Source organism: Candidatus Ozemobacteraceae bacterium, from assembly GCA_035373905.1.
Lineage (GTDB): Bacteria > Muiribacteriota > Ozemobacteria > Ozemobacterales > Ozemobacteraceae > MWAR01.
This window is the reverse complement of sequence record DAOSOK010000043.1, coordinates 15,604-38,350: the sequence shown is the minus strand read 5'-3', so window position 1 is coordinate 38,350 and position 22,747 is coordinate 15,604. Positions and strand designations below refer to the sequence as shown.

Here is a 22,747-nt window from a genome sequence, read left to right as displayed (position 1 = left end):
GTCACGATGGATGTCGCGGATGGTGTCACGGTCATCGGTTGCCCCGCAAAGCCCCAGTCTTGAGGCCTTTCCCAGGTGAAGCTCATCGGAAGACGAGTCATCTTATCTATCATTGGAGATATCTATGAAGCGCAGAATCGAGGGGGTTGCACGGAGCGAGCTCTTGCGGTTTCTGGAAGAAACGTTCAAGATTTCGATGACGGCGGATGTGTCATATAACGGCCTCCAGTTCGAGGGCTCGGAAATCGTCACGAAGATCGCGACCGGCGTCGATGCGACGGCCGAGTTCGTCGGCGCGGCCGTCAGCGCCGAAGCCGATTTTGCGCTCGTGCACCATGGCCTGTTCTGGAAGGGGGGCGAGTGGAAAAGGATTGACCGGTTTGCGAGAAGGCTCGTCGAGATCATGTCCTCGGGAAATCTCAATCTTTATGGTCTGCATCTGCCGCTCGACATGCATCCGGAGCTCGGGAACAATCCGATTCTCGCCCGCCTGCTCGGGGCAGAAGTCGTCGAGCCATTTGGTGACTTCATGAACCAGAAGGTCGGTGTGCTCGCTCGCTTCTCGAAACCTCTCACGCCGGAAATGCTGAAAAAGCGCATCGTGAAAGTCGTGGGCCCTGTCGCTCATCATCTCGCCTTCGGGGCCGAGAAGATTTCGACGATCGGCATCGTCTCGGGCGGCGGCTGGAGCAGTGTTTCCGATGCAGCAGTTGCAGACGGGAAGGTCGATGCGATCATCACCGGCGAGGTTATCCATCAGGCCGTTCCCACATGCCGGGATCGGGGGATTCACATGTTCGCTGCGGGCCACTATGCGACTGAGACATTTGGCGCAAGGGCAATCGGCGAGGTGCTCGCGAAGAAGTTCAACCTCGAGCACGTCTTCATCGATCTCCCAACCGGCCTCTAAGAACGGAAAAGATACAACGAACCACGGAAACACTGAGGCACAGAGGGATCCCTTTATAAATCCTGAAGTGTTATACAATATGATACTATTTTATCTCAGTGCCTCTGTGACCCGTTTTTCCTGCCGGTTTTAACGGGTGGCGCTGGAGATGACGCGGTCGACGATGCCGGCGGTGGCATGCATGTCGTCGTCGGTCAGGGTGGGGTGGACCAGGAACATCAGGCTGGTTTCGCCCAGTTCGCGGGCGACCGGGAGACGTTCCTTCGGCCGGAGACTGCCTGCGGCGAAGGCCTCTTCGAGATAGATCTCGCTGCAGCTGCCACTGAAACAGGCCACTCCAGCATCGAGAAGGGCCGAATGAATGCGGTCGCGGTTCCAGTCGGTCTTCAGGGCTTCCGGCCTCACGAAAATATAGTATTTGTAATAGGAATGATACGTGTCACCCGGCGGCGTCGTGAGGCGGAAGGCGGATATCTTCCTGAAACGCTCCTGAAGAATGGCGGCGTGACGTCTGCGGGCCTCCACCCAGTCCGGAAGTTTACGCAGCTGAACGCGGCCGAGAGCTGCCTGGAGCTCGGTCAGCCGCCAGTTGGTTCCGAACGAGTCGTGAACCCAGCGGAAGCCTGGGGTGGAGCTCTTCTGGAAAACCTTGTCCGGGTTCTTGCCATGATCCTTGTACATCCAGGCTTTCTTCCAGAGCGATTCCTGGTCTGTGAGGAGCATGCCGCCCTCGCCGCCGGTGGTCATGATCTTGTCCTGACAGAAGGAGAACGCTGCGAGAGTTCCGAAGGAACCGACCGAACGGCCATGATACCGGGCACCGTGCGCCTGTGCACAATCTTCGATGACGGCAATGCCGCGGGACTTCGCCAGATCCAGGATGGGATCCATGTCGCAGGGCCAGCCGGCCAGGTGCACCGTGATGATGGCCCGGGTTTTCGGGCTGAGAACGCGTTCGATCGTTTCGGCGGTGATGTTCTGGCTGTCCTTGTCTACATCGGCGAAAACCGGCTTGAGTCCTGCGAGAACGGCACTTCCGGCCGAGGCAATGAACGTGCGCGGCGTCACGACGATCTCATCGCCGGGTTGGAACCCGAGCGCATGGAACGCGAGATCGAGGGCGACGGTCCCGTTTGCGAGGGCGATGGCATGCCGGCTGCCGCAGAACGCCTTGAACTCGTCCTGAAACGCGACGACCTCGTGGCCTGTCCACTGGTTGACCTTGCCGGATTCGAGAATGGTCGCGGCGGCCAGGATCTCGTCCTTTTCGAAATGCGGCCAAGGGGCCTTGGCGTGGGGACTGTCGGGGGGCAGCCACCCTTCTTCCTGGGACGCCAAGGTCAACATGCTGTCGATTCGTGCAAGCCGTGAATCTGCACGAATGATGCGAAATCGCTTCACGAACCAACTGCGGCCGATCCGGCCTCCGACCGCCAGAAGGGCTGTACACAGCCAGCCCGTGGTCATCAGACTTCGTGGAATCATTATAGCAAGAGCGTATACGAGGAATACATGGATGGAGAGCGCGCCAACGAGAGCAGTAAACATGGGGACTGCGATATCGCGGTATTTCCCGCGAAGATCGATGCCGTAGATACCCGAAAGCGGAAAGCTGATGGCGCACGCAAGGGAAACGAACGGAATGCTGAACATCCATCTGCCGACAAACATCTCCCAAAAATACTCCTGGGAAATCGATGGGAAGCGGACGATCGCGAGAACGACGGAAAACATCGTTCCCAAAAACATACCTCCATTGGCGACAACGATGTCGAATGCCAGCCGGCCAAGGGTACCGGAGGGAGAATATAACGTACGAATATACTGCTTCATATAGATATCATTTCTTCGTTCGACTGGTATTTAATTCTGAAATAAGCAGAATCAAAAAAGTTGACGAAAAATACCACGAAAACAATTATACCAGCAATGAAAAAGGGATGTGCCGGTGGCGAGTGCCTCTCTTGCTTCGTCAGGCTCAGCACAAGCAGGAACGCACAATTTTGATTTTGTTGTGCGGGAATCAATAATGCAAGACAGAGCCACAGAGAGCTATCCAGAGGGGATCGCGATGCGCCTCAAATGGTTTGAAACTCGTCCTTGTGGCGCAATATCTGTGATTGGATTTGACCCAATCAGACATGGGAAAAAGGTAATTTCAGCATCTGCCCCCTAGTTGCTCTGTGGTGCGTTGGACGGTCAGGCGCGTTTCGACATTTCGCCGGGGACGGGGCGGTTTTCGATGCCGAGGTGTTTTTCGATGGCGAACTCGAGCCAGGTGGCGAGGTCGTGGTCGTCAAGTTTCGTGATCAGGTCGATGCGCTTGCCGTCGGTCAGGATGGCGTGCAGGGAGTAGGAGGTCGAGCTGCCGTTTTTGCTCCGGGTCGTTTCGCTGCGGCAGTAGAGCTGGTCGAGCTGTTCGACCTGTACCAGCTTGTTGCCGAAGCCCCAGGAAAAGGGTGCGTGTCGGATGCCCAGGGCGCCGCGGCTGATCGAAATGGTTGTCGTGTTGAAGAGGCCGCAGAGCACGGCGTAGGTGATGGCGACACCGACGGCCAGGTGCGCGATCGGGAAGACCAGCATGATGATCTTGCCCGGTCCCGGCACGAACAGGGCGGCCCCATACCAGAACAGCAGAAACGAGTCCCAGGCGATGGCGAAAAACATCAGGAACAGGATCGCCGGCTTGAACCACTTGTAGCGGATATGCAGCGTGTCGCCAACGAGCGCCGTCTGGAGGCCCGGGGGCATCGGCGGCGGTTCGAGGGAGGTGGTTGCGAACCCGGACGAGCCGGAATTCGCCGTTTTCGCGCCAAGTTCGTCACCGAAAGCGAACACCTCGTTGCATGATTTGCATTTGGCGACGAGCCTGACAATGTTCACATCACCCGACGGAATCGGAGAACCGCAATACGGGCAGTTCATCGATATATCCTCCCTTTACGATTCATCACCGATATACAAAATGCTTCACCACTGAGACACAGAGGCATAGAGTTCCAAAGAAATTTTTCCATTCTCTGCGTCTCTGTGACTCTGTGGTTCGTTGTCTTTTCAGCATGAAGCAGTAATTCATTCAGCGGAGGCCTTTTTCGAGGGTGGCGGCCAGGTCGGCGGCGCGTATGTCGCCTACGATACGGAGATCTTCGCGTTCGGTGCCGTCGGGACGCAGCAGGAGCAGCGTCGGCAGGCCTATGACCGAGTATTGTTTCAGAAGTTCGGCCGCCGCCCCTTCGTTCTCCGTCGCGTCGATGCGGACGAGGACATATTCCGCCAGCAGGGGTGCCACGCTGCGATGGGGAAATACGTTTTCCTCGAGTTCGCGGCAGATCGAGCACCAGTCGGCCCGGAAATCCACGAATAGCGGGCGGTTGCTCTTCCGGGCGTCTGCAAGCGCATCGGGAAAATTCGAATACCAGCGCGGGAAGAGGCCCTCGGGCGTCATCGCCATGCCTGCCGCCAGCGCGCGATCGGTGCCGGGAACCGGGAAACAGAGGCCGCCCCAGCGTGCCGCGGAACTTACGGCGAATGTGCAGGCCACGACCAGACCGACGACGGCGATGCTCTTGCGGACACGCTCACCGAGAGGAGCCTCGGGTGTGGGTGGCGAGAAAAGTCCCATGAAGCCGGCAAATGCCGCCATCAGCAGGGAAACACCGAGATCGCCCAGTGGGGCGCCGACGAGCGGGCGGATGAAATACAGCGCGGCGCCGAGCAGAAGAAACCCGTAGAACTCCTTGACCCGGTTCATCCATTCTCCCGAGCGTGGAAGCGAGTTGACCACGCCCGAGAAGGTGCCAAGGAAGATGAGAAGCAGCCCCATGCCCCAGGCGAACGCCAGCAGCAGCATGAAGCCGAAAAGGGCGCTTCCCGTCGAGGCGATGAAGGCGAGAATGCCGGCGAGCGGCGCGGCGACGCAGGGCGATGCCATGAGCCCAGAGACCATGCCGGTCACGAACACCCCGGCCATACCGCCACTTCTGAAGCCCGCGAACCGTTGCCGAACGGCGTCGGGCACCTGGAGCATGAAGAGATCGAACATCGAGAGGGCGAGCAGAGCGAAGATGACCGCCATCGCCCCCTGGAACCAGGCTCCTTGAATGAAGCCGCGAAGATGAGCGCCGAAACTCGCCACGGCAAGCCCCAGCAACGCGTAGGTCAACGAAAGACCGGCTACATATAGTATGGACAATATAAAACCGCGGCCGATGGTGCGGTTTTCATCCCTGCTGCCGATAATCGAGAGGGTGATCGGAATCATCGGATACACGCACGGCGTCAGGCTGACGAGCAGACCTCCGAAAAAGGCCATCAGCATGGCGAACGGCAGCCCGCGCTCGCGGATCGTCCGGCCGAAATCCATCGAGCCCCCGGGAGTTGAAACACTGCCGAGTGCTCGAGCAGTCTCATTACTAGCGGGCGGCGCGTTCGTGCTCGAAGTTGCGACCGTCGTTGGAGCTTTCGCTGCCGTAGCAGTGCCGAGTCCATTCGGAACCGGCCATGCGAAGGTCCACGTGTCAGGCATGAAGCAGGTCAGCGTCGAACAGCCCTGGAAGCCAAGCTCGATGGTCGCTTCCGAAGACGCCGTGATACGGCCGAGCCGAACGCCGAACGCCCAGGGACCGGCATCGAAAATTTCGATCTCGCCCGGCCCGAACGGGTCTTTCTTCCGATGTCCCGAAGGAAGAAGCAACTTCACGTTCCCGCCGACAGAGGAGGCAGATAACCGGCCCCGATACAGCATGTGCCCCTCGGCCACGGTCGCCGTGACCGTTCCGATCAACGAGCCCGTCCCACCTTCGATCGCAGGTTGCGAAACCTCAAACCCAAACGGTCCGGCAAATCCCGGACAAATCGCAACCAAAACATACGCGACCACTCCAAAAAAACACCGCAGGCGCGCACTGAGGTGCGCGCAGTTCAATCCGCTCTCGTTCATTCCCGGGTGTCCGCCGTGCGCACACCCCAACCCATTCCCGCTCATTCCTTCGGAGGATACCCCGCCAGGGTCAGGGCCCGCTTCGCCGCGTCTGCGGCGGCTTGGTCGGCCGCTTCGAACGTAACGGATTTTCCGGCCAGGTCAACTTCGACGCCGCCAATATCATCCACGAGCAGAAGCGCTTTCGCGACATTTTCGACACAGCCCTCACATTTGATCTTTGCGATGGTCCAAGATATTTTCATTGATATATATCCTTTCGTGAGTTCACCCGCATCATGTGGTTGCCTTCAATGGCCCCACTGCATTTTTTTGCGAAGCACCTGGAAGAAGTTGCGAGTATCGAATACGACGATCCGGGCTGTCTCGACAGCTCGCGTCACCTGTATCTCGTCGCCTGTCTGAAGCCCGAACCCTTCCTGGCCATCGAGGACGAGATCGATGGTCGAATGCGTCGCCGAGACTTTCGCCGACAGGATTTCCTGGTCGGAGGTAATGACCGGTCTCGTGTTCAGGGTATGCGAATGAAGAGGGCAGATGAGAAGGGCGTTCACCCACGGCGGCACGATCGGCCCCCCGGCGGAGAGCGCATAGGCGGTCGAACCGGTCGGCGTCGAGAAGAGCACGCCATCGCCTCTGAACGAGGTGATATGGGTGCCCGAAATCGAGACGTCGATGTCGATGACGCGCAGAATCGGGCCTTTGACGATGACGGCGTCGTTCAGGGCGATGCCGCGAAACACCTCGTGCCCGTTCCTTGAAACGACGGCTTTCAGCATCATCCGGTTCTCGATCCGGTATTTTCCGAGCCTGAGCCGTTCAAGAATCGCCTCGGCCTGCTTTGCCTCACCGAGCGTCAGAAAGCCGAGATGGCCGAGATTTATGCCGGCGACTGGCAAACCATCGGCGGCGAACGCGCGCACCGACTCGAGAATCGATCCATCGCCGCCCAGCACGACGACCATGTCGACGAGCCCGCCCATTTCCGATCGAGGAACACCGAGGCGCGGCTTTCTGATGCGTTTCGCCATCGTCTCGTCGAGCTTTACATCGATCTGACGCTTCTCGGCCCACTCCAGAATCGAACGCAACAGGGGTGGAACCGACTCGCGTGTCGGGTGGCAAAGAACTCCAAGACGTTTTACCGGTCTGATCATGCTTTCACTGCCGTTTCATTCCATGGTGCGTGCCGAACGCCCTTCAATCCGGCGGGAATATCTGATAATAGTTTCGTCCCGCACGTATAGATCCAGCTATGCTTCGTGCGGCGAGCCCGTACACCGTTCCGGGGAGTTTCTTCGAGACACCATCCAGAAGCTTGAGTGCCGCTTCCTTGTGGCCGATCTTGAAATACAGGTTTGCCAGCAGAAGCGATGCGTCGGGATTTCCGGGAGCAAGCTGGAGGCTGGTTTTCAGGCGCTCGATGGCCTGTCTGTCCTCGCCGGTCCTGAACAGCGTGTCGCCGAGCTGGAAATGCGCTTCGGCCCATCGCGGATAGGCGATGACGACCTGCTCGAATCCCTTGAGAGCCTCGGGGTAGTTTCTTCCGAGCTTGGCCTGCATGGCGCGGTTGAAATCGGTGAATACCGTCTTCACCTCGGCCTGGACAGTCGCGAACGCGCCGTGTTTGCTGCACGTCGGGCCGTCGCCGGCCCATTCGAAAGTCCCGCCTTCCGGGCAGGTCGGTATAGCCGTCAGCAGCTTCGCATCGACGAGAACCTTCGGATCGTATTTCCCTTTCGCATCTTTGTGGTCCTGGGCGTAGATGTCCTGTGCATGCTTGATCGAGGTCATCACCTGCTCGCAGCGCTGCTTCTGCTTTGCCTGTTCGAAGTATTCCGAATCGAGAATCCTCGCCTGCGGAGCAGCCGCGGCTTCCCCGCCTTTCCCGCTGCCCTTTGCGTCAGACGGGCCAGATACGGGGGAAACCGGCGGAGCCTGGCGGGCCGGGGCCTTGATGCGACTGGTGATGACAGGAGCGACCGGGCGCGGCAGAAGGGCCCGAAGGGACTCCTTCGCATACGTGTCGTCCGGCACGGCGGCGAGAATTCGTCTGAACTCCGCGATCGCCTCGTTCCGCCGGCCGGTGCGGGCCCAGAGGGCCGCGCGCAGGTCACGGAGCTTGATGCTCTGCGGCTCGATGGCGAGACCGTTTTCGACCGCCCGAAGCGCTTCCTGGTCTTCGCCTTTCCGTGCAGCCTGAAGGGCCATCAGGTAATAGGTGTCGGCGCGCGGCCGTGACTGCTGGCCTGTCAGTATCTCGCGCAGCGTTGCCTGCCGCTGAGTCGGGTCTTCGAACTGGGGCTGCTCGAGCGCCGCCGCCCCGTGGCCCGCAAGTGTCAGCAGCAGCAGACCCACCGCCGCCCGCGGCGGAAGCACGGTGTTTCGCCGGAAGAGTCGAAGTTTCATGACTTCTTCTGCAGCCGCCGTCGCATCAGCTCCGCCCAGCTGATCATGTCCGGGTCGGACTTCGACGAGTTGGCTACGATCGAGAATTCGCGCAGGGCGCGCGGCGCGAGCCCCTTGGCGAAGTAGATCTTCCCGAGCAGGAAATGCACGCGCGGGTCGTCCGGCAGGAGTTTCTGCGCGACGACCGCGTGCCGCAGGGCCTCATTGACGAAGCCGAGCGCGAGATGGCCGCGAACCAGGTGCAGTCGGGCATCCGCGTGGTCGGGCCGGATCTTGAGGATCTCGCGGTAGCACCGCATGGCCATTCGAAGCTTCCCGCGCCGCTTGAGCAGGTCGGCATACGCCTGCAGCCCCTCGATCGAGTCAGGTTTGATCGAGAGCAGCCGCTGATACGCCATCATCGCCTCGTCGGGCCGGTCGATCATCTCATAGGCGAGGCCGAGTTGCAGATACGAGTTGAGTTTTCCGGAATCCTCGGCGAGGGCTTCTTCCGCAGTCTCGATGACCCGCCGGCAGTTCGACTCGATTTTCTTCTGGACGGTCTTCAGGTTGTTCTGGATCTGTACATCGGAATAATCGTAGCTGAGCGCCTTCCGGAAGGCATTGAGAGCCTCGGTGTAGTCCTTGCGGTTCGAGAGTAGCACGCCGATCGTGTTCCAGACGCCGGCCTGGTCGGGGGCATTGGGCGAGGCCTTGGTGAAAGCGGCGATGGCATCGTCTTCCTTGCCCTGCGCCTGATGCAGCTTGCCGAGTTCGAGCCAGGCGTCGGCGTTGTCAGGCGCGATCTCGAGCAGGTTCTTCAGAACCGAGACGGCGCGCACGTGGTCGTGCTCGGCGATATGGGCCCGGGCAAGCAGGAACATCGCATCCGGGGTTCCCGGGGAAAGGCGAAGCACTTCCTCCATCTGCGTTGCGAGGTCCCGCGTGCGTCCGAGAAGCTGGAGAACCTTTCCCAGCTTGATCATCGTGCGGGTGTCGGGGTGAAACTGGTGCGACAGGGCCTCCTGGAGCAGCTCGGCGGCGCGTTCGAACTCGCGCTTTTCGATCATGACCTCGCCGAGCCTTTCGAGCACGTAGGGGTCGTTCGTCTTGAGGCTGAGCGCCTGCGAGTATTCGAGAACGGCCTGGTCCCACTGGCGGGTTGTCTGGAAGATCTGGCCGAGCTGGCTGTGCCCGTACGAATCCGACGGATGCAGCATGCAGGCGCGTTTGAGCTCGAGCTGCGCGAGCTGAAGTTCGCCCAGTTCGCGATACACCATGCCCAGCTGGTAATGCGCGTATGGATCGTCGGGCGTGAGCTGGATGCATTTCTGCAGGGCATCTCTGGCTTCGGGAATGCGCCGCTCGGCGCGTTCGAGACTGCCCAGCTGGTAGTATGCCTTCGCGAGATACCGGTTCATCGAAAGCGCTTTCTGGAAGGCTTCGCGGGCTTTGTCCGGCTGTCCGGATCTGCGGAGGAGAGCCCCGTGATACAGGAAGACTTCCGGCGCCTGGGGATTGCTTTTCAGGCAGGTTTCCATGGTTTCGACGGCGTTGGTGAGTTCGCCGCGCTCTTCCTGGAGCTGCGCGAGGCGCAGTCTGAGAGGATAACTTTCCGGATTCTTGGCTATTTTCTTCATGACGAGCGCGATTTCCTGGCCGATACCGTCGTCGAGGAACTCGGCGAGCGTCTGGGAGGTCTTTTCGCGCTTCGTAAGCTCGGCGTCATCGCCCGAAAGCACCAGCTCCTCGTCTGCCCGCGCCGAGGACATCTCGGCGTGTCCTGAGATCTGCCCCGGATCGGCGGCAGGCGCCGTGGTCGTCGCATGCGGGCGCGACCTGCCGGTCGTCTCGTCGTCAGAGGGTGTCATGTCGGCGACCATCGACGAAACCATTCCTGCCGGCTGGGCGATTTTCGCGACCGGCTGAACCGGCGACAGGGCTTCCCGGTCGACGTCCTCGAAGGAACCGCCCACCGGCTCGATCTCGGGTGCGAGCGGGGCCGGCAGGTCCTCCGCCATCAGCTGTTCTTCCGGCGAGGCAATTTCGGCGCGGCGCGGTTCGTGGCGTTCGAGGGCCCAGAGAGAAAGCTCGACGGCCCCCCAGAGCGTGATCATCCCGCTTGCGAGCCCGGCGAGGATGCCGGCGAGAGGGTATCCGCTCAATGCCTGGCTCAGATACAGGAAGGCGAAGGCGAACCCGCCCAGAACTGCTTTCAGGAAGGGGCCGCGCGGCGGGAGATCGGCCGTGGCTTTCCCCTGCGGCATCGCCTTCGCTCCCGGAACGATGCCGGGCCGGTCCGCGGTGTCGGTTGCGCTTCCGGTGGAAAACGGCGTCGACACAGGCGCGGCGGGGCTCTCCGCGGGCGCGTTGAGGTTCAGAATGCGCCCGCAGGATGCGCAGAACGAGGCGCTCGGGTCGTTTCGGGAGGAACACTGGGGGCAGATGGCTGCAAGGGGGCGGTCGCAGGCGATGCACGTAACGGCATCATCCGTGTTGACCGCGCCGCAGCCGTGACAGTAGGCCATGGCTCAATGCCTGCTTTCTTCGAAATGATGATCTATGATGTGCCACTGCGGGCCGATGGCGTACCGCTGTTCGGTCTCGGCATCGACGGCGTGGAGACCGTTGTGCCGACGGGCCGTTCCCTCGGCGCGAACGGGCTGGTATTCCTGGAACGACTCGATGCAGTTGTGCTCCCAGCTGATGACCAGCAGGCCGTCTCCGGTTCCCTCGAGGAGAGGCGAGGGATCGAGATTCGACTCGAAATGTTCGCGAAGGCCGGAGTCGATCTCCGCGACGAGCGGCCAGAAGGTGGCGATGTTGGTAGCGCCTCTTGCTATAGCTGACAATATTGAATCGATCGCCGGGGAGGGGACGAGCCCGGAGACGGCTTCATCACCGTCGAGCATGACCAGCCGGACGACGCTCACGGCGTGTCTCCGGGCTGCCCGTCCTCATCTCCCTCGCGCCAGAAAAAGGCGAAGGGCTCCCCGAGGACCGCTCCGAGAAGCGAAAAAACGAACACGACCATGTAGGACGTCTCGAAATCGAGGATCGCGTAGACGAACGGCGCCGCGACCATTCCGATCAGCATGCCGCAGAGGCAGCCGATCAGCGTCGACTCGTGAACGGCGATGAAGGCGCCGAGCGAGGAGCCCAGCAGGAGACCGCCGAGGGCATACTCCGGCGACCAATACGACGCGATGAAAATGCCGAGAGCGGCAAACGCCACGACCAGGGTGCTGATCATGGCGTATGCGAGAAGCCTCGTCGTGAGACGGGCGGACATGGCGTGTGAGAACGGAGCGGCCATTACCTTCCTGTCAGGCGGGATGGGGTGTTCTGTCTCGGCATCAGGGATTCAGAACGGTCTTTTCGTAGTAATACTTGTTCTTCGGGTTGACGGCGATGAAGGTGGTCAGTTCGCTGAGATACAGGATGCCGTCGATCGTTCCGGCCTGAAGGCAGGCGTCCTTGATCTGGGCGAGGTTGTTCTGGATCTCGCGATAGGAATCCTTGGTCTGAAGGGGCTTGACGACGCGAATGACGGCGCGAACCTGCGGATTGCCGAGATTCGAAGGGGCGTCGATCAGGTCGAGCTGGTTGATTTCATAGCCGGCGGTATTGAGCGTCTGGGTCAGGGCTTCCCGGAGCTGCGCGCGAAGGTCTTCCGGCATGGCGACGACGGGGCTGGCGGCTTCGGGGCTCATCTTCTTCCAGAAGGCGTCGAGCCTCGTCTTCGACTCGGCGGAGGTGACGGGGGTCTCGGGCGTGAGAGAACGCGAGCGGCCGAGTTCGGCGAGTTGCTCCTTCACCGCATCGGCTTCATCCATGACGGACGGTGCCTTGAGAGGGGTTTCGGGGGCCTTCGGGGCTTCCTTGTGCGACTTCGAGTAGGCGTCATTGGCCATGTCGGTGAGCTCGCTGGAGTAACCGAGATATTTGAGTTCGTCTTCGACGGCGGCAAAGCCGGCCATCGGGCAGAGGGCGGCGGCCGCGATCACAAGCATCATCCGGTTGAAAAGCCTCTTCATTATTCTCTCCTGACACACTGAATTGATCTTCTAAGAAGATGAAAACGGAACCGAGTATACCACACTTGCGTCCCATGCAAAACGTTGCGATATTTTGATGTCGGGGCAGGCATCATCACCGGGCGAACGAGGGCGGATCGCGATCCGCCCCTACGGACAGGCCTTGGAGCGTAGGGGCGCATCGTGATGCGCCCTGCTGTGGCTATGCTTTCCTGGTGGGGCGGCCCGACGATTTTTTCGGCGGGGAAACGGCGGCCCGGAGTTTTTCCATCGTCACGTGGGGATCTTCGATGATGATTTTGGCGCCAGCGCAGATGTCGACGAACCCGAGTTCCTTCGGATATCTGGGCACGATATGCTGGTGAAGATGCTCGATGCTGGCCCCCGACGCTTCGCCGATATTCGATCCGATATTATATCCAGCCGGCTCATACACGCGATCGAGGGCGTCGAGGCAGATTCTCTGGACTTCCGCCATGCGCGTGACCTCGGCGGCCGTCATTTCACGGGGATCGAAAATGTGGCGCTTCGGGAAGAGAAGGAGGTGGCCGGCGTTGTAGGGATACAGGTTCGCCGAAACGGCGATCAGGTCGTCTTCCCAGATCATGAGCCGGTCGACCCGCTCGTTGCCGTCGATGATGGCGCAGAGAATGCAATCGACGGCGGGGCGATTGTGGCCCTTGATGTAGTCGCGTTTCCCGGGGATATACAGTTGTCGTTTGAATGTCATCGTCAGGCGTTTCGCTGCGTCGTCGCAAGCTTGTCCTGGAGAAGCTGCGGATAGAACTCCCGCGCCAGGAACAACGGAATGCTGCCTTCATGAACGACCAGGTCGTGGAAATCCCGGTCGGTGCAGTCGGTGCCGAATCGCTGCTGCAGCGAATTCTTGAGTTCGAGCAGGAGATGCTTGCCCGCCATGTAGCTCAGCGGATAGCCCGGCGTCTGGGTGTAGCGGCGCATCTCGGCTTCGGCGGAGGCCTGGTCCATGGCGGCGTGTTCCATCAGGAAGGTCAGGCCCTGGTCGTAGGTCCAGGTTTTCTGATGCAGGTTGATGTCGATGAGAATGCGTGCCGACCGCCATGCCGCATCGCGGCTCTGGACGAGGCGGTTCGCGCTCGTGGCCTCGAGGCCGCTCGCGAGAACCGCTTCCTCGCAGTAGTGTGCCCAGCCTTCCATCAATTCGATGCTGTCTGCGAGCCCGCGCCAGAGGCCCGGGTGGAGGTTCTGCCCGGAAAGCTGCATATGGTGTCCCGGATATCCCTCGTGAATCGAGGTGTTGGCGATGTCGGCGTAATTGTGGCCCGCCTGGGTTCCCGTGTGACGCGTGACGAGGTAGATGCCCTTCTGCGGCCGGGCGGTCCGCTCGGGCGGCATATAGGCCGCGAACGGGATCAGGTGCGCCATGTAGGAAGGTGTTTCGACGATTTCGAGGCGTTCTCCCTCGGGCATCGTTGCAAAGCCCGTCATCTCGACCCACGCCCGGCTGCGCGCAACCGCATCTCGATAGGCCGCGAGCGCGGCTTCGAACGAGGTCGGAGCGTGCGCCCGAACCTGCTTGAGGGCGGCCTCGCGCCTGCCGGCGGCGGTGCCGTGTTGAGAGCCCGTGATGGCCCGAGCGTGCAGATCGATGTGCTGCTTGGCCTGCTGCAGGCAGTGCTCGCCCAGGTCGAGCAGTTCGCCGGCGTTCATGCCCAGCCGGCGGGCGCCGAGCAGCGCCTGGAACGGGCCTTTTTCCATGGCCCAGTCGCCGGCGGCGTCGGGCAGGATCGCGTGTTTGAGCCAGTGCGCGTGCTCGGCGATCGCGCGCCGGGCCTCGTTCGCGGCGTGAACGAAACTCTGCATGACGGGCGGAGGAAGATGTCCGGCCAGGCCGCCTTCGATCGTCGCGAGCAGATCGGGCAGGCGCTCGGCCGACTCGATGAAGATTCGCCCCCAGAGCGGCGGAACATGCTGGAACAGCGACCTGCCGCTCATGAGATAGGCCGGCACGGCGCGCAGTCGCGAGATCATCGATTCCACCCGGACGTTGAGCGGGGCGAAGTCGCGCACGAACAGCATGAACAGCGAATCGCCGATCATCATGGCGAGATCGCTGCCGAGCCGCCACCGGCGCACGTCCTCGAGCATGAACAGCTGGATGCCCGCCATGTGCAGGGCCAGTTCCCGGTCGAGCCGCTCGTCGAGGCTCAGTTCCCGCTCCGGCAGGCTCTGAAACGCATCGCGCATCTCCCGCAGCCCGGCGATCTCGCGGTCGACCGCTTCGGCGCCGGTTTCGGGGAGAAGACCGTCGTATTCGTGCTCTCCGAGCGTCGTGGCGGCGATCGGATTCCGCCGCAGCAGCTCGGCGTAATAATGCTCGGCGACCTTTCGGAAGCCCGGATGACGATAGACCGGTTTTCGATGCATGCTCGTTCCCTCCGCACGTTTTTTTGGAAGTATATCACAGGTAAAAGAGTCTTCCGTGCAGGTTCTCAGGGAAAACTGTGATGCGAGAACCTGTCCGCAGATGACGCTGATGAAGCCGATGGTTATGGATGAACCGGCAGAGATGATCTCCGTGCGGATCGCTTGCCTTGGGGCGGGGGTTGTGGCAAGATGTGTCACATTCCGTCCGGCCCGGGCCGGCGAGACAACGCGGAGGATCAGAGATGCGGACTGCCCTCGTCACCGGCGGTGCGGGCTTCATCGGCTCGCATATCGTGAGTTGCCTGCTCGATCGCGGCATCGCCGTGCGCGTGCTCGACGACCTCTCCAGCGGGAAGCGGGAGAACCTGGCGCCGTGGCTTGACCGCATCGAATTTATAGAAGGTAGTATATGCAGTGACGCTGACTGTCGCAAAGCCGTCGACGGCGTCGATACGGTGTTCCATCAGGCTGCGATCGCCTCGGTTCCGCGCTCCGTCGCAGAGCCGGAGCGGACGCACGACGTGAACGTGAACGGCAGCCTGAAGCTGCTCGTCGCCGCCCGCGACGCGGGTGTCCGCCGGGTCGTGTTCGCGAGCAGTTCGGCGATCTACGGCGACGACCCCGAGCAGCCGAAGCGGGAGACGATGAAGCCGTGTCCGATCAGCCCGTACGGCCTTCACAAGCTCACGGTCGAGTATTACCTGCGGCTGTTCCACCGCTTGTACGGCCTCGAGACCGTCGCTTTGCGGTATTTCAACGTCTTCGGCCCCCGCCAGGACCCGAAGTCGGAGTACGCGGCCGTCATCCCGAAATTCATCACTCGCATGCTCCAGGGCCTTGCGCCGACGGTTTTCGGCGACGGGAAGCAGACGCGCGACTTCATCTACGTCGGCGAGATCGCGCGCGCGAACATCCTGGCCGCGGATGCCGCCGACGCGCCGGGCAGGATCGTCAACGTGGCCGCGGGCGGCCGGATCGACCTGCTCCAGCTGATCGCCACCCTCAACGAGGTTCTCGGAACCGCGATGATGCCGATCATGGCCCCGCCGCAGCCCGGCGATGTTCGCGACTCGTCGGCCGATATTTCTATAGCGAACGGTGTATTGGGCTTCGCTCCGCAGATAAGTTTCGCCGAGGGGCTGCGCCGCACGGTCGAGTGGTACCGGGAACACCTTCGGGAATGAACGGACCGAGGAAGCGACCGATCCGCGTGTTGCGGCTGCTCAGCCGCATGAACGTCGGCGGTCCTTCCATCCAGGTCATCAATCTGACGCAACTGCTCGATCGGCGCGGGTTCGAGTCGCGTCTCATCGTCGGCTCGCCGCCGGAAATCGAGGGAAGCATGATTCCCCTGGCCGAAAAAGCCGGCATCAAGCCCGTCGTCATCCCGAGTCTCGCCCGCGAGCTCCATCCGCTGAAGGACGCCGCCGCCTTCGCTTCGATCGTCGCCGAGATCCGTTCGTTCCGCCCCGACATCGTCGAAACCCATACCGCGAAAGTCGGCGTGCTGGGCCGAATTGCCGCGCTCGCCTGCAGGGTGCCCCTTACCGTCCATACGTTTCACGGAACCGTGTTCGAAGGGTATTTTTCGCCGGCCGGAAGTCGCGCCGTCATCCTGGCTGAGCGGATGCTGGCACGCTTCACCGACCTCCTCATCGCCCTCACGCCGGGCCAGCGATCCGAAATCCTCGCGCATCTACCAGGCGTGAAAGCTTGCAAAATACGGGTCGTTCCCCTGGGCCTCGATCTGTCACGGTTTTTGGGAATGCCCCGAAAAACGGGAGCGTGGCGGCGCGAGATCGGCGTTCCCGAGTCGGCTCGCCTCTTGGGCGTCGTCGCACGGCTGGTTCCGATCAAAAACCATCTTGGACTCCTGGAAGCCTTTCACATGCTTGCCTCCGAAGATCCCTCCCTGCATCTCGCGATCGTGGGAGGGGGGGAGCTCGAGCCCGCCATCGCACGGAGAATTCATGAACTGCGTCTCGAGGGCAGAGTTCACATGGCGGGAATCGTCCATGCCGTGGAACGGGTGTATGCCGACCTGGACCTGCTGGTTCTGCCTTCCAGAAACGAAGGGGCCCCGCTCGTCCTTATGGAAGCGCTAGCGACAGGCTGTCCGCTCGCCGTGACGGCGGTCGGCGGCGTTCCGGAACTCGTCTCCGGGATCGACGGCGCGAGGCTTCTCGATACGGAGCCGGATGCCCTCGTCACGGGTCTGCGCAGCGTCCTCGGCGCGCTCGAACCGATGCGCTCGTCTGCCGAAGCGCACCGGGCGTCGATTCCGGCCCGGGTTTCGAACGAGCAGTTCGGGAAAACCATGGATGAATTGTACAGAAGCCTTCTGGCGCGCAAGATGTCCGGATCGTGGTAGAATTTTCCAATGCCTGACCTGTTCGATACCGCTTCGCCGCCGGTCGGAAGCACGCCGTTCCAGCCCCTTGCCGACCGCGTGCGGCCTGAAAACCTGGATCAGATCCGGGGCCAGGAGCACCTCCTGAACCCGGGAAAGCCCATACGGATGCTTCTCGAAGCCGGAAAATGTCCCTCGATGATCTTCTGGGGGCCGCCCGGTTGCGGTAAAACGACGCTCGCGCGGGTGATCGCGAGCCTGGTCGATGCCGAGTTCATCCCCCTTTCCGCCGTCACCTGCGGCCTCAAGGAGCTTCGTGAGGCGTTCGAAAACGCGAGAATCCAGCGCACCCGGTACGGTCGGCGCACCGTCCTGTTCATCGATGAAATCCACCGGTTCAACAAAGCCCAGCAGGATGCCCTTCTGCCGCACGTGGAGTCGGGCGCGACGATTCTGATCGGAGCCACGACGGAAAACCCCAGTTTCGAGGTCGTTTCCGCACTGCTTTCCCGTTGCCAGGTGCTGACGCTCCAGTCGCTCCCATCGGCGGACCTGCGAACGCTCTTGAACAGCGCTCTCGAGCGCGACGAACACCTGATGCGGCCACCGAAACCCACCGTCGAGGGCTCCGCGATCGAGCGCATCGCCGAGATGTCGGCCGGAGACGCCCGGATTGCCCTCAACGTCCTCGAAACCTGCTGCGAGGTCGCCCGACAGGAGATGGCCCTGGCGCCGCATGTCGACGACAGACTCGTGGCGGACGTCTTTCAGAACAAGGCGCTTCGATACGACAAGGGAGGCGAGGAACACTACAACCTGATTTCCGCTCTCCACAAGTCGATGCGAGGGTCCGATCCAGATGCCTCTCTGTATTGGCTCTATCGCATGCTCGACGGCGGCGAGGATGCAAGATTTATATTGCGACGTATGATTCGCTTCGCCTCCGAAGACGTCGGCATGGCCGACCCCTTCGCTCTCACGCTTGCCATGTCGGCAGCGCAGGCGTTCGATTACATCGGCCCGCCCGAAGGGCACCTGACGCTGGCGCATCTTGCCGTCTACCTGGCGGCGGCGCCGAAAAGTAACGCCCTCTATATGGCCGAAAAGCGCGTGAGGGACGAGATTCATTCGGGGCGGGAACCCGGCGTTCCCCTCCACATCCGCAACGCCCCAACACGGCTCATGAAAGAACTGAATTACGGGAAGGAATATCGGTATCCTCACGATTATCCCGGCGGATTCCTGCACGAAGAGTATTTCCCCGACGAAGTCAAAGATCGGTGCTACTACGAGCCCAAGCCGATCGGCCGGGAAAAATCGACGGCGGACCGGCTTCGCCAGCTCTGGCCCGAACGGTACGGAAAGCCCGGCCCGACCGTGTCGCCGAAAAAGGGTGCACCGGAAGAAGAGTGATGACCGGCATGATCGTGAATTTCGTTCGCCGGCTTCTATACCGGTGCGGGCAGTTCGGATCGGTGATGTGGCCGGTGGTCGATCCCGCCGATCTCGCATCCGCGCGTGAGATCCTTCCCCCCGACTGGCGTGGCCGGTTTGACGCCCTCGGGGACTCCGAAAAAGCCCACGTGCTGCGCCTCGTACGGGCGATTCGGGCCGACGGGAGTCTTTCCGAACAGGATCGGAACGATCTGCTCCTCCTCGCCATGACGCACGACCTCGGAAAAGCCGTCACGCGGCCGAGAATATGGGAGCGCGTGCTCCGAACCGTCTTCTCCCTTCCGAACGAAGCCCACCCGATCCAGAGCGCGCGTATCCTTCGCGAACTCGGAGCCCCCCGCCCCCTGGTTCGCCGCGCCCGGCATCACCATCACGCTCCCGGCGCCGACCGCCTCCTCGCTCTCTTCCAGAAGTTCGACGACGCCCTGTGAAGGCGGTCGTGCGATCAATCCCAATGGGGACGGGTGGATGCGACCATGATTTTCGTCCCGCGGTAGAGGAGCCAGACGAGAGCGGCGACCATCGTATAATAAAGTTCTCGCGACATATCGGTGTCGTGAAAATTCAGGTACGGGTCGCCGGGATTGTCGGGAACGATCTTCAGCTGGATGGTGTCCGTTCCGCTGAACGCGTTCGGGTCGGGGACGACGATGCTCTTCGTCCATGTCTTCCCGCCGGCCTTGTAGGTGAACTTCACATACGTCGATTTCGGCGTGGTTTCGCGGTCGATGATCCGGGCGGTGACCGCCATGCCCGAATGTTTCAGGTTGATGCGGGTCGTCACATGATTGTAGCCCCAGCCGATCAGGCCGCAGATAAAGAGAGTGACTAATATATCTCGCATAATATAATATGCAGGCGGCGAGGCTAGACGAGCCCCCATACGTCGAGGATGGCGTTGTAGCCGAAACTGATCATGGGCGACATGATCCGGCTCACGAGCCCGAATGCGAGCATCATGATCAGCAGAAACGGCCCTATCTCCTCGATCGCGCGGTACTGAACCCGGTATCTCGGCGGGAGGAAGTAGGCGAGCACTTTCGAGCCGTCGAGCGGCGGAAGGGGGATGAGATTGAAGCATGCGAGGCTCAGGTTGATGATGACCATCGACACGGCGAAGGCGAGATACAACTCGCCTGCGATCGGGTGGATGCCGAGGGCCGGGATGAATCGCGCGCCGAGCCACATGAGGCCGCCGCCGCAGAAGGCGAGCAGCACGTTCGAGCCCGGACCGGCCAGCGAGACGGCCATCATCGCGCGGCCGGGGATGCGGAAATTGGAGGGATCGACGGGGACCGGCTTCGCCCAGCCGAAGTTGGTGAAAAGCAGCATCAGCGTTCCGAACAGCTCGAGATGGCGAAATGGATTGAGGCTGAGCCTGCCCATCCGCTCGGGAGTCGGGTCGCCCAGGAACACGGCCATCGCGGCGTGTGCCCATTCATGCACCGTGAGAGCGATCAGCACGACGGGAATGGTGACGGCGGAGCTGATCAGGGATGCCACCAGCCTTCCCGGCCCGGCCATGGCGTAGCTCAGCAGGAACAGGGCGACGATGATGCCCCCGATCAGGTAGAGTTTATTGAGCGGGTTGCCGCCCATTCCGCCTGGTGAGCGGAAGACGTAGACCCGAGAAGATCCGTAGGGCATGGTCCGTTTCATCCTTTCGTGAGGTGATGCTGCCGCGCAGCCTGCCTTCGAGGAGTGCGTCGAAGATAGTCCGCATGTGGGCCCCCGGCGGAATGCCGAGAGCGATCAGATCGTCCCCGCTGAGCTCGACGCGAACGCCGCGCAGCCTGCCGAGAAAATCGAAAATTTGCCGTGCGCCGGCCTTGTCGAGCACGAATGCGACGAGCGCCACCAGTCCCTCGAGAGGAAGCGGCTTCAGAAGCGTGAACAGCCCGACGTCGTCCTGCGCGGAGAGGCGCGCCAGCTTGAGCGGAACCTCGCTCAGGGCGCGGATGGATGTGACGATGGCCGTCCGGCGGTTCGCGTGCATGCCCATCTCGACCAGCAGTTTTTCCGCCTGTTCGGGGATAAGCGAGGCGAGAAGGCCGATCCAATGAACGAGTTCGCCGTCGATCGGCTCGCGCAGGGGGGCGAAGCGCCTGATGATGCCGGGAATCAACTTGAAGCGCGCGGGAAGCACCGATGCGTCGGCGAGATCCGGGTGCAGCACCCGCATCAGCCTGGCCGCATACAGCCTGTCGATCAGGCGCCCCGGCGCTTCCTCGCGGAGGCACCGCGTGATTTCGGCGCCGACGCGCTTGGGCGACAGCGTCGTCAGCGCTTCCCGCTGGCGCGCGAGATCGAAGGCCCGCTGCGTGTCCTCGGCCAGGTCGAAATGGAACCGGCAGGCGAACCGGATCGCCCGGAACATGCGTGTCGGATCCTCGAGAAAGCTGAACGAGTGCAGGATACGGATGCGCCCCTCATGCAGATCGCGCAGGCCGCCGAACAGGTCGACGAGCGTCAGGAACGAGCCGGCCGACAGGTCGAGCGCCATCGCGTTGATCGAAAAGTCCCGCCGGCTGAGATCGTTGGCGATGCCGCCCAGTTCCACCTGCGGCAGGGCGCCCACCTGGGCGTAATGCTCGCGCCGCGCCGACGTGAAGTCGATCTTCAGATCCTCGAACGACAGCCGGGCCGTCCGGAACCGGTCGAACACCGTCAGATGCGCCTTCAGCTCGGCCGCAACGGCCTCGGCGAACGGCAGGGCGTCGCCGATGACGACTACGTCCATGTCGAGGTTCGGCCGCTCGAGCAGCAGGTCGCGCACGAATCCGCCGACGGCATACGCGGCGATCTTCCGCGCCTCGGCCGTGGCGCTCACCTTTCTCAGCACATGCAGCACCTTGATCGGCGTGACCCGCTTCAGCAGAGCTTCCATCGCGTTGCGGTCGGGAACCGGGACCGGCTCGACCTGAGGCAAATACGCGGCCGGCGGCGGCAGCAGCTCGCGCAGGCCGCGCAGAACCTCTCGCGCGGTGACGATGCCGAGAATCCGCCCTTCCTCGATGACGGGGATCTTCGTCACGTCATGCCGCACCATCAGCTTCCGGACGATGCGCACCGGCGTCTCGCGCGTCACGAACGGCGGTTGACTCGGAACGAACGGCGCGATGGGGCTGTCCCAGAGGTCCATCTGGACGGCCCGGTCGAGATCGCGCCGGGTCACGATGCCGGCGAACTGCTCTCCGCGTTTCACCACCAGCGACATCAGATTGAACCGGAGCATCATGTCGTGCGTGTTGGCGACCGTCTGCGACTCGTCGACGCATTTGGGGCTCACCGTCATCACGTCGCCGGCGGTGCTGTCCGCCGGAAGTCTCGCTGAAAGCAGCTCCGTGAGGCTCCGGCGAACCGAGTCCGGTTCCCCGTCGGGAAGGGTGAATCGCGTCCATCGTTCGTCGGGTCGGGCGTGCAGGTCCTTGAACAGCCCCGAAACCTCGAGGTCGGGAATGCGCGATCGCGCGTAGATCCACGCCTGGCGGCCGCTCGTAACCCCCGCCACCAGGACGTGCGCGTCGATGCGCGACCACAGGGTGTCCATGACCGGCGTCAGGTCCTGGACGTTGCCGAGCGTTTTCGCCACGGTCAGCGTCACCGGCCAGTGCCGGATATCGGTGCTCTCGGCCTGCGTTATCAGGTCGTTCAAAAGACCCCGCTGGCCTTCGCGCAGGCCCAGCATGACCTGGTTCGCCACGCTGCGCGGCTGTATGGGGTAGCCCCGCAGCGTCTGCATCATGTCGAGGTCCCGGGAGGTGACCCGCGAGCTCAGCCCGGCCCACGTTTTCTCGGTGATCGCGGCGAGCATGAGGGCCGCGTCGTCGTCCGAGAGCCGAGCGAACCCGCACAGCAGCTCCGCGAGACAGTGCGCCGCGATGCTGAACGACCTCACCTGGGCCGGCCGCGCCCTGAACGGCAGGTGCGGCGCCCCGTGCGCGTAGACGAATATCTCGGCGTCGCAGTGCAGCAGCGCCTCGACGAGTTCCGGGTTATGCTTGGGAAGCGCGATTCCGACCAGGTATACCGTGCGGAGCCTTGTCCAGTCCACCCGGGCCTGGGGAACGGTCGAGAACCAGGAAGAGCGGCGGGCGATGCTCCAGGCGTTGGTGGCCAGCCGGGTCGGGTGCAGGAGAAGAGCCCCGGGCTTGGCGAGCAGAAGGCAGCGCGCCGCGGCGAGCAGGTCGAGATCGCCGCCGTGGGCGATCGCGATCAGTTCGGTGCCGGGCTGAAGCGCGCCGGATTTCGCTGCATGCACG

The 22,747-nt window shown here is 62.1% G+C and carries 20 protein-coding genes; 5 read left to right on the top strand and 15 right to left on the bottom strand.

The window, feature by feature from the left end; all coding sequences use genetic code 11:
- The first annotated feature begins 124 nt into the window (after positions 1–124).
- Positions 125–910 carry a Nif3-like dinuclear metal center hexameric protein gene (locus PLU72_17425; GenBank protein ID HOT29961.1) on the top strand — a complete coding sequence of 262 codons (786 nt, stop codon included), beginning with the start codon at positions 125–127 and terminating at the stop codon, positions 908–910.
- A 129-nt stretch (positions 911–1,039) separates the two neighbouring features.
- Here the strand turns inward: PLU72_17425 and PLU72_17420 are convergent, their stop codons facing one another.
- The 12 genes from PLU72_17420 to PLU72_17365 all read right to left on the bottom strand — a co-directional run bounded on the left by PLU72_17420 (position 1,040) and on the right by PLU72_17365 (position 14,680).
- Positions 1,040–2,257 carry a DegT/DnrJ/EryC1/StrS family aminotransferase gene (locus PLU72_17420; GenBank protein HOT29960.1) on the bottom strand — a complete coding sequence of 406 codons (1,218 nt, stop codon included), beginning with the start codon at positions 2,255–2,257 and terminating at the stop codon, positions 1,040–1,042.
- Between the two features lie 852 nt (positions 2,258–3,109).
- Positions 3,110–3,835, bottom strand: a complete 726-nt coding sequence (locus PLU72_17415; protein ID HOT29959.1) for a hypothetical protein — start codon at positions 3,833–3,835, stop codon at positions 3,110–3,112.
- A gap of 151 nt (positions 3,836–3,986) precedes the next feature.
- Positions 3,987–5,693: a protein-disulfide reductase DsbD gene (dsbD, locus tag PLU72_17410; GenBank protein HOT29958.1), complete on the bottom strand. Its 1,707-nt coding sequence runs from the start codon at positions 5,691–5,693 to the stop codon at positions 3,987–3,989.
- 197 nt (positions 5,694–5,890) lie between these two features.
- A complete protein-coding gene (locus PLU72_17405; GenBank protein HOT29957.1) occupies positions 5,891–6,094 on the bottom strand; it encodes a heavy metal-associated domain-containing protein in 204 nt (67 codons plus the stop codon).
- Between the two features lie 45 nt (positions 6,095–6,139).
- Positions 6,140–7,006 carry an NAD(+)/NADH kinase gene (locus tag PLU72_17400; protein HOT29956.1) on the bottom strand — a complete coding sequence of 289 codons (867 nt, stop codon included), beginning with the start codon at positions 7,004–7,006 and terminating at the stop codon, positions 6,140–6,142.
- Between the two features lie 43 nt (positions 7,007–7,049).
- The gene (locus tag PLU72_17395; GenBank protein HOT29955.1) at positions 7,050–8,258 is read right to left on the bottom strand and encodes a tetratricopeptide repeat protein; all 1,209 of its coding nucleotides are present in this window, start codon (positions 8,256–8,258) and stop codon (positions 7,050–7,052) included.
- Complete coding sequence (locus PLU72_17390) at positions 8,255–10,765, bottom strand: tetratricopeptide repeat protein (GenBank protein HOT29954.1); 2,511 nt, start codon at positions 10,763–10,765, stop codon at positions 8,255–8,257. The genes PLU72_17395 and PLU72_17390 overlap by 4 nt, the downstream gene beginning before the upstream one ends.
- A 3-nt stretch (positions 10,766–10,768) precedes the next feature.
- Entirely contained in the window at positions 10,769–11,170 is a 402-nt protein-coding gene (locus tag PLU72_17385; GenBank protein HOT29953.1) for a hypothetical protein, read from the bottom strand.
- Complete coding sequence (locus PLU72_17380; protein HOT29952.1) at positions 11,167–11,553, bottom strand: hypothetical protein; 387 nt, start codon at positions 11,551–11,553, stop codon at positions 11,167–11,169. The genes PLU72_17385 and PLU72_17380 overlap by 4 nt, the downstream gene beginning before the upstream one ends.
- 40 nt (positions 11,554–11,593) lie before the next feature.
- Complete coding sequence (locus PLU72_17375) at positions 11,594–12,274, bottom strand: hypothetical protein (GenBank protein ID HOT29951.1); 681 nt, start codon at positions 12,272–12,274, stop codon at positions 11,594–11,596.
- A 202-nt stretch (positions 12,275–12,476) separates the two neighbouring features.
- Complete coding sequence (locus PLU72_17370) at positions 12,477–13,004, bottom strand: HIT domain-containing protein (GenBank protein HOT29950.1); 528 nt, start codon at positions 13,002–13,004, stop codon at positions 12,477–12,479.
- A 2-nt stretch (positions 13,005–13,006) separates the two neighbouring features.
- Positions 13,007–14,680: a DUF885 domain-containing protein gene (locus tag PLU72_17365; protein HOT29949.1), complete on the bottom strand. Its 1,674-nt coding sequence runs from the start codon at positions 14,678–14,680 to the stop codon at positions 13,007–13,009.
- A 242-nt stretch (positions 14,681–14,922) separates the two neighbouring features.
- On the opposite strand from PLU72_17365, the gene PLU72_17360 reads away from it, so the two are divergent.
- Genes PLU72_17360 through PLU72_17345 form a run of 4 tightly spaced genes read left to right on the top strand, consistent with a single transcriptional unit; the run spans position 14,923 to position 18,916 of the window.
- Complete coding sequence (locus PLU72_17360) at positions 14,923–15,864, top strand: SDR family oxidoreductase (protein ID HOT29948.1); 942 nt, start codon at positions 14,923–14,925, stop codon at positions 15,862–15,864.
- Positions 15,861–17,051: a glycosyltransferase gene (locus PLU72_17355; protein ID HOT29947.1), complete on the top strand. Its 1,191-nt coding sequence runs from the start codon at positions 15,861–15,863 to the stop codon at positions 17,049–17,051. The genes PLU72_17360 and PLU72_17355 overlap by 4 nt, the downstream gene beginning before the upstream one ends.
- Before the next feature lie 9 nt (positions 17,052–17,060).
- Positions 17,061–18,443: a replication-associated recombination protein A gene (locus PLU72_17350; GenBank protein ID HOT29946.1), complete on the top strand. Its 1,383-nt coding sequence runs from the start codon at positions 17,061–17,063 to the stop codon at positions 18,441–18,443.
- Positions 18,443–18,916: an HD domain-containing protein gene (locus PLU72_17345; GenBank protein HOT29945.1), complete on the top strand. Its 474-nt coding sequence runs from the start codon at positions 18,443–18,445 to the stop codon at positions 18,914–18,916. Before PLU72_17350 ends, PLU72_17345 begins: the two co-directional genes overlap by 1 nt.
- Before the next feature lie 14 nt (positions 18,917–18,930).
- Here the strand turns inward: PLU72_17345 and PLU72_17340 are convergent, their stop codons facing one another.
- The 3 genes from PLU72_17340 to PLU72_17330 are packed head-to-tail and all read right to left on the bottom strand — an operon-like array spanning position 18,931 to position 22,746.
- Positions 18,931–19,329, bottom strand: coding sequence for a hypothetical protein (locus PLU72_17340; GenBank protein ID HOT29944.1), 399 nt, complete (start codon positions 19,327–19,329; stop codon positions 18,931–18,933).
- A gap of 23 nt (positions 19,330–19,352) precedes the next feature.
- Complete coding sequence (locus PLU72_17335; GenBank protein ID HOT29943.1) at positions 19,353–20,132, bottom strand: site-2 protease family protein; 780 nt, start codon at positions 20,130–20,132, stop codon at positions 19,353–19,355.
- A complete protein-coding gene (locus PLU72_17330; protein ID HOT29942.1) occupies positions 20,062–22,746 on the bottom strand; it encodes a CBS domain-containing protein in 2,685 nt (894 codons plus the stop codon). Before PLU72_17330 ends, PLU72_17335 begins: the two co-directional genes overlap by 71 nt.
- Position 22,747: the final 1 nt, after the last annotated feature.